Source organism: Janthinobacterium sp. PSPC1-1, assembly GCF_049897625.1.
Classification (GTDB): Bacteria; Pseudomonadota; Gammaproteobacteria; order Burkholderiales; family Burkholderiaceae_D; genus Janthinobacterium; species Janthinobacterium tructae.
Window position 1 is genome coordinate 895,076 of the sequence record NZ_JAFCWP010000001.1, and the last position, 16,633, is coordinate 911,708.

Here is a 16,633-nt window from a genome sequence, read left to right on the forward strand (position 1 = left end):
TATGTCGAGCTGATCAGTATGCGGCAGGAAATAAAATACCAGTATCACTACATGATTAATTTGATGATTGTGTTGTGAAATATCAACGAGATAATTTAATTTCTTTGTTGAAAACAAAAAAGTCACTGTTGTCGTACGCTTGAACTGTTACTTGTTCATATAATCATGACAATTAAATGTCATTTTCATATGTATATAAGCCGTATAGCGGTACATTTCTTAGCGGACAACATGATCAAAACACTACAGGAAACGGCAGGCCGTTCTGGCCGCCATGCAGCTTTTTCTCCAGCCGGAGGCTACATCGGGAAGCTGGCTGCGATTGTGCGCCGCGCCCGCTTGCCCCAGTTTTCCAGGTCTCATGCTCTGCCGCTGGCCCTCGCTTCCCTGCTGCTGGGCGCCGCTGCGCCCGCCAGTGCGCAAGTGTTGTGGGAGGATTACCGCGGCATCGAGCGGGTACCGGCCAATCCGTCCGCGCCCAATTACAACAATGGCTTCAACGCGGGCAGCACCGGCCGGCTCACCAGTTTGGCGGCGCTGGCCACGAATCCCTCCGCCAACGCGGCGCGCACGGGCACCTCGCCGCAGCTGGACTGGGCCAATGGCACCCCCGCCAATCCTGCGCAGCTATGCAACCTCGATACGCAGCAAACGTCGGCTGCCTGCCGGGCCTGGATCATGGGCCGCGTGATGTACACGCTGGTGGTCTTTCCACAGGCGGGAAATTACAAATTCAGCGTTGCGCATGATGATGACGTGAAAGTCGATTTCTCGACCCAGTACTCGACCAATTACCGCAATACCGTGTACAACGTGCCCGTGGGCAGCGTGGCCGAATATTCGAATAATGAAACGGATTTCCAGAATCTGGCCGGCAATTTCAATAGCGCCACGCCGGGCGGCTGTTATCTGGCCCGCGTGCTGTGGAATAACGTGGGCGGCATCAATTATTTGCACATGCGTTGGACGCGTCCTGACAATGTGACGGAAATTATTCCTGCAGCGCAATTGCGCGACCCCAGCCTGGCCAGTTCCTATACCAATTGCACCAATAGCAAGACCGACCTGGCCGTCGGCAAGGTGGGTCCGGCGCAGTTTTCTATCGGCAAGCCCTTGAGCTACACCGTGAAAGTCTGGAACCGCGGCCCGGCCCTCAGCACGGGCGCTACCTTCAACGATGTGCTGCCCGCCAGCTTGAGCAATGTCAGCTGGACGTGCGCCGCCAGCGGCAGCGCTTCCTGCGGCACGAAAACCTCGGGTTCGGGCAGCAACAGCGTCGGCATTACCATGGGTAATTTGCCCGTGAATGCGGCCGTCAGCGACCCCACCACGGGTTCCTACCTGACCGTGACGATCACGGCCACGCCGGGCGACGCGGCCAGCATAGTGAATACGGCCAATGTGATCGTCTCGCCCAATGAAACGGATAGCGATCTCAGCAATAACAGCAGCAGCACCACGGCCACGGCCAGGACGAATACCTTGACGGTGCTCAAGGTGCTGGCGCCCGCCAGCGACAGCGGCCTGTTCATCATGAATGCCAACGGCACGGCTGGCGTGCAGGGCGGCAACGGTGCCACGGCCAGCGCCGTAGTGCGCGTGGGCAACCTTGCAACGTTCGCGGAGAACGCGGGCACGGCCACCAACCTGGCGCAGTACCAGAGCAGCTACAGCTGCGCGCGCACGGATACGGCCGCAATCATCGGAGCCGGCGCCGCCAACGCCGGCAACTTCACCATGCCCGAGGCGCCCGTCACCTGCACCATCAGCAACCGCCGCCTGCAGGCGGACATGCAAGCCGTCACCACGGTACCAGCCGGTCCCTACGATGCCGGTTCCCCCGTGACGGTGACGGGGGTGTGCACGAATAACGGCCCCGACAATGCGGCCGCGCCCACCTGCGTGATGAGCGGCTTGCCAGCCGGCGCCACGGCCAGCTGCAGCGTCCCCGTGTCGCCCTTCATTCCCGGCTCGCGCATCAATTGCAGTTCGACCTTCAACCTGCCCGCCAGCGGCAGCCTGACGATCACCACGACGGCCGGCGCGACCACGCTGGACCCCATTCCCGCGAATAACGTCGACAGCGACACGCTGGGCATCGTCAGCCCGCTCGTGCGCGTGCAAAAAAGCGTCGACAAGAGCAGCGCCTTCATCGGCGACACCGTGCGGTGGACCCTGACGGCGAACAATACCGGCACGGGCGCCACCACGGCCATCCTGACCCTCGCCGATACCCTGCCGGCCAACCTGGCCAGCATCGTCGTCACGCCCACGGCGCCCGCCACCTGCGCGCCGCTGGCCGGCAATACGCTCACCTGCACGATAGCCGCGGGCCTGGCGCCGGGCGCCAGCGCCCAGGTCAGCATCACTGGCGTGCCGACGGCGGCAGGCAATTTCATCAACAGCGTGCTGCCGTCGGGAGGCAACGGCGCCGGCTGCGTCACGCCGGCCGCCTGCCAGACGACGACCGTCGTCAGCAAGCCGCTGGTCGACGTGACCACGACACTGAACGGTTTCCCCGGCACCTCGAACGCGGGCGATGTCATTGCTGGCGTCGTGACCTATGCCAACCTGGGACCGGGCGCGGCCGAAGGCGTGACGTACAGCCTGCAACTGGCCACAGGTCTGGCCGGCGTATCGGTCACAGGCGTGAGCGGCACGTATAACGCGGGCACCGGCCTCATCACGTTCACGGGCTTGCCCGCGACCCTGACGCCAGGGCAGAGCGTCAGTTTCAACCTGTCGTACACCCAGCCTGGCAGCAATATTTCCTCGGTGACCAGCATCATCGCCACCACTTCCACCGAGGTGGCGAACGATTACCCGAACACGGCCACGGTGACGGTGCCGGGACCGAACGTGCGCGTCACCAAGACGGCCGACAAGGCCACGGCCAACCTGGGCGAGAATATCGTCTGGACGATCACGGCCAGCAATACGGGCAATGTCGCCAACCAGGGCGTCGTCAGCCTCGCCGATTTGTTGCCGCCGAACCTGGTGGTGACCAGCGTGGTGGCCGCACCGGGCGTGACGTGCCCGCCGCTGGCCAGCTGGGTGGCGTCGAGCACGCAGACGTGTACGGTCGCTGCCGGCCAGCTGGCCGCCCTGAACGGCAGCCGCACGGTCATCATCACCGCGCACGCCACGGCCGCCGGCAGCCTGTCGAACCGCATCATGCCCAGCGGTCCGGACAACCCGGCTTGCAGCTCGGCCAGCGTATGCCAGACGACGAGCACCATCACCAGTCCGAAAGTGGCGGTGAAGAAAACCGTCGACCATGCCAGCATCAATATCGGCGCCACCCTGGCCTGGAGCGTCACGGCGACGAACAGCGGCGATGGCGTGAGCACCGCGCCCATCACCCTGACCGACACCTTGCCGGCCAACCTGGTGGGCCTGAATGTGGCGCTGGTCGGCAGCGCCACCTGCGCCGTGCCCGTGGGTAATATCCTCACCTGCACGGTGCCGGCCGGCCTGGCCGCGAACGGCGGTGTGGCCGGCTTCACCGTCACGGCCCAGCCTGCCGCGGCGGGTACCTACGCCAACAGCGTCGTGCCATCCGGTACCGACAATCCTGCCTGCGCCACGCCCGCCGACTGCGCCACCACCAGCACGGTGACCAGCCCCAGCGTGGCCGTGACGAAAAGCGTCGACAAGACCACCGTCAACCTTGGCGACACCATCACGTGGACCCTGAAAGCCATCAACAGCGGCAGCGGTCCGACGAATGGCCCGATTACCCTGACGGACAGCTTGCCCGCGAACGTGGGTGCGCTGCAGATCCTGCCGGTGGCGCCCGCCAGTTGCGGCGTGCCCGCCGGCACCACGCTCACTTGCACCGTGCCGCCAGGGCTGGCCAGCGGCATGCAGGCGACGGTGCTCATCAAGGCCGTGGCGAATGCGCCCGGCAGCGTCGCCAACAGCCTCGTGCCGAGCGGCGTCGACACGCCCGCGTGCGCCACGCCGGCCGATTGCCAGACCACCACCACCGTCACCAGCCCGAACGTGACCGTGAAGAAAACCGTCGACAAGGCCAGCGTCAACGTGGGCGACACGCTCACGTGGACCTTGACGGTGAACAATAGCGGCACTGGCGCCAGCACTGGCGCCGTCACGCTGGCCGACACCTTGCCGGCCGGCCTGGCGAACATCGTCGTCAGCCCGCAGGCGCCCGTCACCTGCGCGCCCGTGGCGGGCCAGAACCTGACGTGCAGCGTGCCGGCCGGCCTGGCCTCCGGCGCCTCGGCGAAGGTCATCGTCAGCGCCACGGCCACCCTGGCCGGGTCTGCCGTCAACAGCGTGCTGCCATCCGGGCCGGACAATCCTGCCTGCGTGCTGCCCGGGGACTGCGGCACCACCACCACGGTGGTCAAGCTGCTGGTCGATGTCACCACCACCCTGAACAATTTCCCGCCGAATACGCTGGCGGGCGACACGATTTCCGGCACCGTCACTTACGCCAACGTGGGACCGGGCCCGGCCGAAGGCGTGACGTACACCCTGCAGCTGACGCCGGGCCTGGGCAACGTCACCTTGACGGGCGCCGTGGGCAGCTACAATCCCGCCACGGGCGTCGTGACCCTGAGCGGCTTGCCCGCAGGCCTGGCGAATGGCCAGAGCACCAGTTTCAACGTCAGCTACACGCAGCCGGCCGACAACCTGTCGATGGTGACGTCGAGCATTGCCACCACGTCGGTGGAAGTGCCGAACCACTTGCCGAACACGGCCATGGCCACCGTGCCCGGTCCCATCATCCGCGTGACGAAACTGGCCGACAAGACGACGGCCAACGTGGGCGAGACGGTCACCTGGAGCATCACGGCGACGAATACGGGCAGCCTGGCCAACCTGGGCGCGGTGACTCTGACGGATATCCTGCCCGCCAACGTGGTGGTGTTGTCCGTCGCACCGGGCGCCGGCGTCAGCTGTCCGCCGCTGGCCAGCTGGCTGGCCAACAGCGCGCAAGCGTGTACCGTCGCGGCTGGCCAACTGGCTGCCGTGAATGGCAGCCGCAGCATCGTCATTACAGCCAGGGGCACGGCCGGCGGCAGCCTGGGCAACAAAGTCTTGCCGAGCGGCCCCGATAATCCGGCCTGCGCGCAGGCAGCTTCCTGCCAGACCACCACCACCATCCTCAGCCCGCAAGTGGCCGTGCATAAAACCGTCGACAAGAGCAATATCAATGTCGGCGATGCGCTGACCTGGACCATTGCCGTGGCCAATACGGGCACGGGCGCGACCACGGGTGTGGTCACCCTGACCGACACCTTGCCGGCCAACCTGACCCTGTGGCAGGTGCTGCCCGCGTCGCCCGCCACCTGTGCGGTGCCTAGCGGCAACCAGTTGGTGTGCTCGATTCCTGCCGGCATGACCGCCGCTTCCACGTTGAATATCGTCGTCAAGGGCGTGGCCAATGCGGCCGGCGCCTATGTCAATACTGTCGTGCCGAGCGGCCCCGACAATCCTGTCTGCCTGCAGCCCGGCGATTGCAGCACCACCAGCACGGCTGTGAAACTGCTGGTCGACGTGACCACCACGCTGAACGGCTTCCCCGGCAGCACGCAAGCGGGTGACGCGATAGCCGGCACGGTCAATTTCAGCAACATCGGTCCCGGGCCGGCCGAAGGCGTGACGTACAGCCTGCAGCTGGCGCCCGGCCTGGCCGGCGTGAACATCAGCGGCGTGACAGGCAGCTATAACGCAGGCTCCGGCCTGGTGACCTTCAGCGGCGTACCGGCCACCTTGGCGGCGGGGCAGGGCTTCAGCTTCCAGCTCGGCTACATCCAGCCGGCCAGCAACCTGTCGACCGTGGTCAGCCGCATTGCCACGACGTCGACGGAAGTGCCGAACGACCAGCCCAACGTGGCGACCGTCACCATGCCCGGCTCCATCATCCGCGTCAGCAAGACGGCCAACAAGGCCGTGGCCAACGTGGGCGAAGAAATTATCTGGACGATTACTGCCAGCAACACGGGCAGCCTGGCCAACCAGGGCGCCGTCATTTTGACGGACTTGCTGCCGGCCAATATCATTGTCACCAATGTGGCGCCCGACAGCGGCGTCACCTGTCCGCCGCTGGCCAGCTGGGTGGCCAACAGCAGCCAGAGTTGCAGCGTGGCCATCGGCCAGCTGGCGGCAGGCAATGGCCAGCGCCAGATCGTGCTGACCGGCAAGGCCAGCGCGGGCGGCACCTTGGCCAACCAGGTCATGCCAAGCGGCCCGGACAATCCAGCCTGCTTCCAGGCCAGCAGCTGCAAGACGCAAACCACCATTACCAGCCCCAGCCTGGCGCTGAGCAAGAGCGTCGACAAGCTGGCCCTGAATATCGGCGACAGCCTGACGTGGACGGTCACCCTGGCCAACAGCGGCACGGGCGCCAGCACGGCCGTCGCCACCATTACCGATACCTTGCCGGCCGGCCTGGCAAATATTGTCGTCACGCCAGCGGCGCCCGTCACCTGCGCTCCGCTGGCCGGCAATATCCTCACGTGCAGCGTGCCGGCCGGCCTGGCCGCCGGCGCCAATGCTACGCTGCAAGTGACGGCGCGCGCCGCCGCAGCAGGCAGCCTCGTCAATGGCGTCAGCGCCAGCGGCACGGATAACCCGGCCTGTCTGCAGGCGGGCGATTGCAGCACCACCAGCACCGTCAGCGCGCCCTTGCTGAACGCCAGCAAGAGCGTCGACAAGACGGCAGCCAACGTGGGCGACACCCTGACGTGGACCTTGACCTTGCGCAATAGCGGCAGCGGTCCCAGCACGGCCGTCGCCACCCTGAGCGATACTCTGCCTGCGGGCTTGGCGAACGTGCTGGTGACGCCGACGGCGCCCGTCACTTGCGCCGCGCCGGCGGGCAATGTCGTCAGTTGCAGCGTGCCGGCCGGCCTGACCGCCGGCACCAGCGCCAGCGTCAAGCTGAGCGCCACGGCCACCCTGTCGGGCAGCCTCGTCAATGCGCTGCTGCCGGGAGGACCGGACAACCCCGTTTGCGCCGTCCCCGGCGATTGCCAGACCACGACGGTGGTGTCGAAACTGCTGGTCGACGTGACCACGACCCTGAACGGCTTCCCCTCCAGCAGCAATGCGGGCGACGCCATCCGTGGCGTGGTGACATTTGCCAACGTGGGTCCTGGCGTGGCGGAAACGATGACTTACAGCCTGCAGCTGGAAGCGGGATTGAGCGGCGTTTCCGTCAGCCCCGTCAGCGGCGCGCCCGGCATCAGCGGCGTCTATAACAGCGGCACGGGCCTGTATGTGCTGAGCGGCTTGCCGGCCACCCTGATCAGCGGGCAGAGCGCCAGCTTCAACCTGTTCTACACCCAGCCGGCCAGCAACAGCTCGCGCATCAGCAGCGTGGTGGGCACCAGCTCTACGGAAATCGTCAATGACTTGCCGAATACGGCGACGACGAACTTGCCTGGCCCGGTGATCCGCGCCAGCAAGTCCGTCGACAAGGTAAACGCGGCAGTGGGCGACATCCTGACCTGGACCATCACGGCGACGAACACGGGCAACTTGCCGAATCAAAACCCGGTCGTCGTCAGCGATGTGCTGCCTGCCAACATCGTCGTGCTCAGCGTGACGCCAGACGCGGGCGTGAGCTGCCCGCCGGCCGCCAGCTGGACGGCTGGCAGCGTGCAGGCATGCACGGTTGCGGCAGGTCAGTTGGCTGCCGGTAACGGCAGCCGCAAGGTCGTCGTCACGGGACGCGGCACCCTGGGCGGCACCCTGTCGAATCGTGTCTTGCCCAGCGGTGGCGACAATCCCGCCTGCGAACAGGCGAGCGCCTGCCAGGCCACGTCGACCCTCGTGGCGCCGCAAGTGACGGTGCGCAAGAGCGTCGACAAGAGCAATGTCAATGTGGGCGACTTGCTGACCTGGACCATCACTGCCAGCAATGGCGGCACGGGCGCGACCAAATCCGCCATCGTGCTGACCGACAACCTGCCAGCCGGCGTCAGCGGCGTGCAAGTGCTGTCCACGCAGCTGGCCACCTGCGCGCCCGTGGCCGGCAATATCGTCACATGCAGCGTGACGGCAGGCCTGGCGCCAGGCGGACAGGCGCAAGTGGTATTGCGCGCCACGGCCAGCGCCGCTGGCGTGCTGCAGAACACGGTGCTGCCAAGCGGCCCGGACAATCCAGTCTGCGTACAGGCGGCGGACTGCAGCACCAGCACCACGGCCATCAAGCTGCTGGTCGACGTGACCACCACCCTCAACGGTTTCCCCGGCAGCACCAGCGCCGGCGACCAGATCAGCGGCATCGTCAGCTTCAGCAATGCCGGTCCCGGGACGGCCGAGAACGTGACCTACAGCCTGAAACTGGCGCAGGGCCTGATGGGCGTGACCCTGAGCGGCGTGGCCGGCAGTTATGACGCCGTCAGCGGCGTGGTGACGGTGACGGGCTTGCCCGCCAGCCTGGCGCCCAACGAGTTGCACAGCTTTAGCCTGTCCTACATCCAGCCGGCCAGCAATGTCTCGACCATCGTCAGCATCATCGCCACCAGCTCGGCGGAGGTGCAGTACGACTTGCCGAACACGGCCACGGTGACCATGCCGGGTCCCGTCATCCGCGTCAGCAAGACGGCCAACCGCAGCAACGCCAACGTGGGCGACAGCATCATCTGGACCATTACTGCCGTCAACAGCGGCGGTGTGGCCAACCAGGGCGTGGTGACCCTGGCCGATATCCTGCCACCGAACCTGACGGTGCTGGCGGTCAATGCCGACGCTGGCGTGACGTGCCCGCCGCTGGCGAACTGGGTGGCGAACAGCGTGCAAAGCTGCAGCATTGCTGCTGGTCAACTGGCTATCGGCAATGGCACGCGCAGCGTGCGCGTGACGGCTACCGGTACGCTGGAAGGCACGCTGTCGAATCGCGTGCTGCCAAGCGGTCCGGATAATCCAAGCTGCGCGCAGGGAAGCAATTGCGAGTCCAGCATCGTGCTGACGGGACCCAAGGTGGCAGTGCGGAAAAGCGTCAACCGCGCCAGCGCCAACGTGGGCGACACCATCGTGTGGACCATCACGGCCAGCAACACGGGCAGCGGCCCCACGCGCGCCGTGATGACCCTGGTCGACACCTTGCCGGCCGGCTTGACGAACGTGCTGGTCACGCCTGTGCGCGCCACTTGCGCACCCGTGGCCGGCAATGTGCTGACCTGCAGCGTGCCTGCCGGACTGATAGGCAATGGCGGCGAAGCCAGCGTGGAAGTGTCGGCCACCGTCACCCAGCCCGGCGCGGCGCTGAACCGCGTCGTGCCGTCGGGTCCCGATGCGCCGCTGTGCCTGGCACCAGCTGATTGCCAGACCAGCACCAATGTCACCAGCCCCAGCGTGATGGTGAAGAAAGTGGCGGACAAGGCCAACGCCAGCATCGGCGACACCGTCAGCTGGACGATGACGGCGACCAACGCCGGCAGCGGCGCCACCACGGCTGCCATCACTTTGACGGATGACCTGGCCGCCAGCTTGACGGAGATCGTCGTCACGCCCGCCGCGCCCACCACTTGCGCGCCGCTGGCCGCAAATAAACTGGTCTGCACGGTCCCGGCAGGCCTGGCGCCCAATGCCGTGGCCGCCGTCACGGTGAGCGCGAAAGTGGCCGCCAGCGGCACCCTGAGCAATACCATCGTGCCGACCGGCACGGACTTGCCACGTTGCGCACAGGCATCTGACTGCACGGCTGTCACGGACGTGGCGAATCCGGCCATCGGCGTGGCGCTGGGCGTGGGCAAGGTGGCCCAGCTGTCGGCCAGGGTCTTCACTGTGCCCTACACGGTGGTGATCCGGAATGTGGGCAAGGGCACGGCGTCGAATGTGCAGGCGCTCGACAGCCTGCGCGCCGCCTTCCCCGAACCCGTCACGTGCCGCATCGTCGCGCCACCTGCCGCGCCCGCCATTGGCGGCAGCAGGCAGCTGGCCGTCAACCCGGGCTTCACGGGCGGTTGCGGCGGCAGCGACCTGCGTTTGCTCAGCGGCGACGCAGCCCTGGGCGAGGGCGAGTTGAGCGTCATCACTTTCACTGTGGAAATCACGGTGCAGGATACGACTTTGCCGCAGTACAACAACAGCGTGTTTGTCAGCGCGCTGGGCGGCAATGTCGCCAATGCGGGCGGGGCCATCAGCGTGCCACCGGCGCCGGCAGCAGGCGTCATCGCGGCCAATCCGGCCTACACGCCGCCCGCGGGCAGCCTCGTGTTTGACGCTTCCAACAATGGCGGCAGCCATGCGGGCGCCGTGGCCACGGCCGCCGACGTGGCCGCACTGGTGGAAAAAGTCGACCCCAACCGCAACGGCAATGCCTCGGATACCGTGGGCGGCGTCGCCTTCACGGGCGAAGACACGCCCACGCCCGTGGTCTTGCTGCGGCAAGTGGTCGATGTCATCAAGGCGGTTTCGGCCCAGCAGCAAGTCGATGCCAGCAAGTTCGAGATCAGCTACACGGTGCAGGCGGCCAACCGCTATCCTGCCGGCTACCCGACCTCGACCATGGTGCAGGTGGCGGAAAACCTGAGGGCCGTCTTCCCCACGGCGACCAGTGTCACCCTCAAGCCGGGCAGCCTGGCCGTCACGGCGCGACCTGCCAGCGCCACGGCCTGCGTCGCCAATCCCGACTTCAACGGCGCCACCGTGTTTGGCTTGTTGAATGGCAAGGGCGACTTGCAGCCGCAGGAAAGCTGCAACATCGGCTTCACGGTGCTGGTCGACTTCGGCAGCGTGGCGGCGATTCCCACCGTGCCGCAGCTGAACCAGGTGTATGCGAGCACCATGCTGGGCACGGAAACAGGCGGGCGTAACATCGGCCACAGCTACAGCGGCACGGGCACGTCGACGACGCCGGTGGCGCCCGCCAGCGTGCTGGCCCTGGCCAGCTCGGCCGACACCTTGCTGCTGCCGGCCACGCCCGGCGCCACGCCGCCGAGCTTCACGCCCGTGGTGTTCAACACGACGGACAAGCCGATGTTGTTGATCAGCAAGAGCGTCAACAAGACCCAGGCCGAGATCGGCGACAGCCTGCAATACACGATCGAGGTGAAGAATACGGGCGTGGCGACGGCGTTTGGCGTTAGCGTGCTCGATAAACTGCCGGCCGGCTTCCGCTATATCGACGGTACCACCACGCGCAACAATGTGGTGCAGCCGGATCCATCCGGCAAGCCTGGCCCGCAGCTGAACTTCAAGCTGGAATCGCTGGCGCCGAACGCCAGCGCCAGTTTCCGCTACCGCCTGCGCGTGGGCGTCGGTTCGCTGCAGGGTGACGGCATCAACCGCGCCCAGGCATCGACCACCAACGGCCCGCCCTCGAACGAGGCGCGCGCGAAAGTGAAAGTGACGGGCGGCGTGTTCACCACGGATGCCTGCATCGCCGGCAAGGTGTTTGTCGATTGCAACAACAACCACGTGCAGGACGGCGAGGAACTGGGCATCCCGGGCGTGCGCCTGTACATGGAGGATGGCACGAACTTCACCACGGACGTGGAAGGCAAATACAGCTATTGCGGTATCACGCCGAACAGCCATGTCATCAAGGTCGATGGCGCAACGTTGCCGCGCGCCAGCCGCATGATGGAAGCGTCGAACCGCAACCTGGGCGATCCGCACAGCCTGTTCCTCGATACCAAGAACGGCGAGCTGCTGCGCGCCGACTTCATCGAAGGCTCGTGCTCGAATCCCGTGCTCGAGCAAGTCAAGGCGCGCCGCGCGCAGGGCGAGGTGCGCAGCGTGGAAAGGGAGGGCAGGGCGGGGCCGGGACTGAGTTTCAGCAGCCAGCCCGCTAGCGCGCCCGCGCAGGCGACGGACAGCGCCAACCAGCCTGTCGTCGCGCCCCGCGTGTCCACGCCCGCCGCCCAGCCAGCCGCAGGAGGCAGCCATGCGCAATAAGCCTCTTTCACCTTACCTGCCGCTTGCCAATGCTGCTAAAGAGAAACAAGCCATGAAGAGAACTCTCCCCGCGCCCCGGCGCATGGCCGCCGCGCTGGCCCTGCTGGCCTTCCCGGTGGCCAGCCTGGCGCAATTGCCCTTGCCGGACAGTGCGGCAGGCTCCGCCGTGGCGGCGCCATCCTTCCTTGCAGGCAAGGTGGGCGGCACCGACTACGCGATCAACGGGGGCGTGGCGCGCATCGCCGTCGAGACGGACAGGAACGACGTGCCGGCCGATGGCCAGAGCCCCGTCACGGTGACGGTCAGGCTGTACGACGAGCACGGCAAGCCGCTGGCGGGCACGGCGCTGTTGACCATCGAGGCCAGCGGTGGGCGCATCCTGCTGCCCGGGGCCCGCACGGACGAGCTGGGCCCCGAGCGGCGCGACGCCGACAAGGTCACGCCCGGCACGCAACTGACGGTGGAAAATGGTGTGGCGAGCTTCAGCCTGCTGGCCCCGGCCACGCCGCAGGACGTGCTGCTGCGCGTGTCGGCCGGCAAGGTGGCGGCGCAGGGCACGATCAGTTTCCTGCCGGAACTGCGCGACATGCTGGCCGTGGGCTTGATCGACGGCATCATCAGCAAGCGCAGCCTGTCGAGCGATGCGATTGCACCGTCGCGTTTCAATGACGGTTTCGAGCGCGACATCCAGCGCTGGAGCCGGGCGTTCAACAATGGCAAGGCCAACGTGGCGGGCCGCGCAGCCATGTTCCTGAAGGGAACCATCCGTGGCGACGCCTTGCTGACGGCCGCCTACGACTCGGACAAGGATACGCGCGCGCGCCTCTTGCGCGATGTCAATCCGGAAGAGTTTTATCCCGTCTACGGCGACAGTTCCGTGCGCAATTTCGACGCCCGCTCCAGCGACCGCCTGTACGTGCGCATCGACCAGCAAAAAAGCTATGTGCTGTATGGCGACTTCGCCACCGGCGACGGCTTCAGCCAGATGACGGGCGGCGGCGCCGTGGCCAGCCTGCAGCAGAGAAAACTGGGCCAGTACAACCGCACGGCCACGGGCGGGCGCGGCCATTACGAACAGGATGGCATCGTCGCCAATGCCTTCGCCATCAACGATAGCCTGAAGCAGGTGGTCGAGGAATACCGGGCGAATGGCACCTCGGGGCCGTTCGCGGTGCGCAACAACAACGCCATCGAAAACTCGGAAAAGATCGAGATCGTGGTGCGCGACAAGAACCAGAACGGCAATATCGTGCAAGTGACGCAGCTGCGCCGCTTCGAGGATTACAGCTTCGAGCCGTTCAGCGGGCGCATCCTGTTCAAGCAGGCGATTCCCGCGCTGACGCCGAATGGCGACCCGCAATCGATCCGCATCAGCTATGAGGTAGATCAGGGCGGCGAAAAATTCTGGACCATGGGCGTGGATGGGCAAGTACAGCTGGGCAAGATGGTCTCGCTCGGCGGCTCGGCCGTGGAAGACAAGAATCCCTTGTCGCCGTACAAATTGCACAGCGTCAATGCGGGCTTGCGCTTCGGCGAGCACAGCCTGCTGGTGCTCGAAGTGGCGCGCACCACGTCCACCAGCTACAGCGCGGGCGGCAGCATCTACACGACGCCGTCGGGCCAGGCGGGCGAGCTGCGCGATGAAGTCAGCGGCAATGCGGCCCGGGTCGAGCTGCAGCACAAGGATGACAAGCTGGAAGCGAAAGTCTTCTGGAGCCGCTCCGACAAGGATTTCAATAACACGGCGGCCGGCATCACGGGCGGACGGGGCGAGGCGGGCGTGAAGGCTGGCTACAAGCTCAGTCCCGCCGTCACCGTGTATGGCGAGGCCATCCGCAGCGATGAGCGCAGCACGGACGCGCGCCGCGATGCGCAGCGCCTGGGCGTGGCGTGGAATGCCAGCGAACGCTGGCTGCTCGACGTCTCCGTCCAGCACATGAAGGAGAGCGGCGGCATGCCGTCGACGGCCGGCATCGCGCCCAATACCTCGCCGCTGGGCACGGGCTTGAATCCCACGGGCGGCTTCTTTGGCAATGGTACGGCGAACACGGCCATCGACCCCGTCACGGGCGGCAGCATCACCACGTTTGCGCCTATCAATCCCGGCGCGGGGGCGGGCACGACGGTGCCGCTGGACGCCACCACCGTGCGCCTGGGGGCGCAATACAAGGCCACGGAGCGCTGGACCTTGAACGGCGATGTGGAAAAAAGCATCTCGGACGCGGACCAGCACCGCTACGGCCTGGGCGCGCAATACCAGCTGGCCGAGCGCAGCCGCTTGTACGCGCGCTATGAAAACCAGACGGGGCTGGCGTCCGCCTACTCGCTCAATCCGGCGGACCGCAGCACCAGCTTTGTCGCCGGCGCGGATACGGGCTACATGCCGGGCGGCACCGTGTTTGGCGAGTACCGCATGCGCGACGCCATGGATTACAGCCTGAGCAACCAGCGCGACTTGCAGCTGGCGTCAGGCTTGCGCAACACGTGGAACCTGGGCGAAGGCCTGGCGGCGAACACGAATATCGAATACCTGAAAGTCATGAACGGCCAGCAACAGCAAGCCGTGGCAGTGGCGGCAGGACTCGACTATTCGGCCAATCCCCTGTGGCGCGGCTCCATCAAGCTCGAGTACCGGCGATTGTTCGACAGCGAGATTGCGCCCGGCAACCAGCGCCAGGACCAATGGCTCAATACCATCGCCTGGGCGCGCAAGCTGAGCCGCGACTGGACCTTGCTTGCGCGCAATTACCTTCTGTACACGCGCAACAACGACGACGCCAGCGGCGCGCCCGTCGGCAACGTGCTGCAGGACCGGGCGCAGCTGGGCTTTGCCTGGCGTCCGGTGGACGATAACCGTTTCAATGGTCTGGCCCGCTACGAATACAAGACCGTGCGCGACCAGTCACTGATCGATGGCGACAATTACCGCGCGCATATCGTTTCCACGCACCTCGATTACCACCCCAGCCGTCCTTGGTGGTTCACGGGCAGGGTCGCCGCCAAGCACAACAATGACAAGAACTTGCCTGCCGGGCAGGAAAAGTACACGGCGTGGCTGTTTTCCGGGCGCACCGTGTACGACATCAGCAAGAACTGGGACATCGGCGTGCTGGCGGCCGTGATGGGCAGCCCGCAAGGGGGCAGCCGCCAGTGGGCGAACGGCGTTGAAGTGGGCTATCTGCTGGCGCAAAACCTGTGGCTGTCGGCCGGCCACAACTGGTCAGGCTTTTCCGACCGCGACCTGACGGGCGCCGACTACACGGCGCGCGGCCCCTACCTGCGCCTGCGCTTCAAGTTCGATGAAAACCTGTTCAAAGGCAAAGACGCCACCATCAACCGTACTCTGGCCCGGCCATGAAAACTACCATGACTCCAAAAATGACCCCGATGATGAAACTGATACCGCTCGCCAGCCTGCTGGCCATGGGCCTGGCCCAGGCGACTACGCCCACCCTGCCAACGGCGCCGCTGGCCATGCCCCAGCTGCGCATCAGCGATCAGGCCGTCTCTGCCGACCAGCAGGCTTATCGTTTGCTGCAGGAACGCATCAAGAAGCTCAACGACGGCGGTGTGCGCGTGGGCGATTATTACTTGTCCAAGGCGCAATGCTGGCTCGACGTGTCTTTCCACGAATACACGCGCAACGACCGCTCGGCCTTTCCCCTGCAAGCCTTGCAGGAATCGGCAAAGATCGTCGCCGCGCTGGAAGATGGCAGCACGCCCAATCCTGGCGACGCCACGCCGCTGGTGAACGATGCCACGCGCCTGCGCGACGATCTGTGGTCCAGCTTTGGAACGCTGCGCGCGTCGCCCGGCTTCGCCTGCGCGGCACAGAAGGTAGCGTGCGGCGAGGTGGAACTGGTGCATGCGGGCAATGAATACAAGCAGCAGGGCTGGCGTCACGCGAATCCCTACGTGCAGCTGGCCGAAGATGCGCAGACTGCCGCCCAGTCTGCCGCGGCCGCGTGCCCGGCTGACAAGCCGAAACCGCAGCCGCAGCCCGATCCTTTGCCGCCGCGCATCACGCATGAACGCATCACGCTCGACATGGACGCCTTGTTTCGCTTCGACAAGGCGGGCGCGGCAGACGTGCTGCCCCAGGGCGTCGAGAAAATCCGGGAACTGGCGGCGCGCCTGAAGCAGGGCTACGTGCAGATCGACACCCTATCCGTGACGGGCCATACGGACCGCCTGGGCACGGACAGCTATAACCAGGCCTTGTCCGAGCGCCGCGCGTTGACCGTGAAACAGTTGCTGCGCGAGCAAGGCATCGCCAATGTCATCAGCGCCTATGGCAAGGGCAAGGCCGAACCCGTCGCCGCCTGCGAAAAGGTGATGCCGCGCGCTGCCCTGATCGACTGCCTGCAGCCGAACCGCCGCGTGGAAATTGAATTGACGGGTATCAAAAGTTCCGCGAAGGAGGGCGGCGCACCATAGCGTTACGTCATGTGGCGGTCATATGCCGCTGTTATGATGCTTTTGTTGGCACACAGCATGCGGTGCGCAGATCACTACGCTCCGGGAGCGATAGGATGCAGGCATGACTCAACAGCTTAGCCGGTGAGCTCAACCATCGGCACCAGACACGTGAAACTTGTTTTATTGTAATGATCGCAGGGCGGGGCAGGGGAAATGCGGGAATCGGACGGGGATTTAATGAAGTCCTAAGCCTGTCACAGGCAAGGGCTGGCATAGTGGACACATGGCGCACGGAAACCCCGGGCGCAGGGTTGCCGGACACCTCAATGACCGG

The 16,633-nt window shown here is 65.6% G+C and carries 3 protein-coding genes; all 3 read left to right on the forward strand.

All coding sequences use genetic code 11. From position 1 onward, the window contains the following. Window positions 1-231: 231 nt before the first annotated feature. The 3 genes from ACP7EG_RS04080 to ACP7EG_RS04090 are packed head-to-tail and all read left to right on the forward strand — an operon-like array spanning window position 232 to window position 16,317. Complete coding sequence (locus ACP7EG_RS04080) at window positions 232-11,880, forward strand: hypothetical protein (RefSeq protein ID WP_426086519.1); 11,649 nt, start codon at window positions 232-234, stop codon at window positions 11,878-11,880. 52 nt (window positions 11,881-11,932) lie between these two features. Further along, complete coding sequence (locus tag ACP7EG_RS04085; protein WP_426086520.1) at window positions 11,933-15,238, forward strand: hypothetical protein; 3,306 nt, start codon at window positions 11,933-11,935, stop codon at window positions 15,236-15,238. An 8-nt stretch (window positions 15,239-15,246) separates the two neighbouring features. After that, the gene (locus ACP7EG_RS04090; protein WP_426086521.1) at window positions 15,247-16,317 is read left to right on the forward strand and encodes an OmpA family protein; all 1,071 of its coding nucleotides are present in this window, start codon (window positions 15,247-15,249) and stop codon (window positions 16,315-16,317) included. Window positions 16,318-16,633: the final 316 nt, after the last annotated feature.

Bases quoted from the DNA above. Each gene is read 5' to 3' on its own strand.
- ACP7EG_RS04080 (WP_426086519.1), top strand. From the start codon at position 232: ATGATCAAAACACTACAGGAAACGGCAGGCCGTTCTGGCCGCCATGCA.
- ACP7EG_RS04085 (WP_426086520.1), top strand. From the start codon at position 11,933: ATGAAGAGAACTCTCCCCGCGCCCCGGCGCATGGCCGCCGCGCTGGCC.
- ACP7EG_RS04090 (WP_426086521.1), top strand. From the start codon at position 15,247: ATGACTCCAAAAATGACCCCGATGATGAAACTGATACCGCTCGCCAGC.